Source organism: Streptomyces sp. NPDC004561 (assembly GCF_053602155.1).
Genome location: NZ_JBSGDB010000920.1, coordinates 1 through 1,205 on the forward strand (window position 1 = coordinate 1; position 1,205 = coordinate 1,205).

The following is a 1,205-nucleotide window of genomic DNA, read 5'->3' on the forward strand; positions in this document are numbered from 1 at the left end:
CCGCGCGCGGGGCACACTGGGAAGACCGCCCCGCCCGCCCCGCCCGCCCCGGCGCGGTGCCCCTCCGTCCCACGTTCCGCCGAACCGCCCGCCCGAAGAACCGCCGCCCTGGGGGAGTTGGAAGCACCCGTGACCACCTGGACCGACCACACAGCCGACCGACCCATCTCCCTGACCGCCGCGAGCGGCATCGACCGCGCCGCCCACCACCGGCTGGACGAGGCCTGGCTGGCGGCGGCGTGGAGCCACCCCACGACCCGCTGCTTCGTGGTCTCCGGCGGCCAGGTGCTCATCGACGAGACGCCCGACGGCCGGACCGAACTCGTCATGACGCCCTCCTTCGAGGCCCCGCTCACCGAGGCGCACCGGTACTTCCTCGGCATCGACGAGGAGGGCGTGGCCTACTTCGCCCTCCAGAAGGACGCCCTGCCCGGCCGCATCGACCAGTCCGCGCGCCCGGCGGGCCTGCGCGAGGCGGGCCTGCTGCTGTCGCAGCGCGACTCCGGGCTCATGGTCCACGCGGTCGGCCTGGAGAACTGGCAGCGCACCCACCGCTTCTGCTCCCGCTGCGGCGAGCGCACCGTCATCGCCGCCGCCGGCCACATCCGCCGCTGCCCCGCCTGCGGCGCCGAGCACTACCCGCGCACCGACCCGGCCGTGATCATGGCCGTCACCGACGCGGAGGACCGCATCCTGCTCGGCCGCCAGGTCCACTGGCCCGAGGGCCGCTTCTCCACGCTCGCCGGGTTCGTGGAGCCCGGCGAGTCCACCGAGCATGCGGTGCGCCGCGAGGTGTCCGAGGAGGTCGGCGTCACCGTCGGCGGCGTCGAGTACGTCGCCAGCCAGCCCTGGCCCTTCCCCTCCAGCCTGATGCTCGGCTTCATGGCCCGCGCGACCTCCACCGAGATCAACGTCGACGGCGACGAGATCCACGAGGCCCGCTGGTTCTCCCGGGAGGAACTCCACGAGGCCTTCGAGGCCGGCGAGGTCCTGCCGCCCTACGGCATCTCCATCGCCGCCCGCCTGATCGAGATGTGGTACGGCAAGCCCCTGCCCACGCGCAGCTTCGTCTGAGGCTGAGGGGGCGCCCGGCGGCGATGCTGTGGCGCTACACCGTCGTAGTCGTACGGGACAGGACACAGCAGGGCGGCCCCTGATCGATAACTGGCCCCCCACCGCAGGCCCCCCCCCAAAAACGGGGGGGC

The 1,205-nt window shown here is 73.8% G+C and carries 1 protein-coding gene; it reads left to right on the forward strand.

All coding sequences use genetic code 11. The annotated features are described in order from the left end of the window. Positions 1 to 129 precede the first annotated feature (129 nt). Positions 130 to 1,074, forward strand: coding sequence for an NAD(+) diphosphatase (gene nudC, locus ACWEN3_RS46700; RefSeq protein WP_452984542.1), 945 nt, complete (start codon positions 130 to 132; stop codon positions 1,072 to 1,074). Positions 1,075 to 1,205 lie beyond the last annotated feature (131 nt).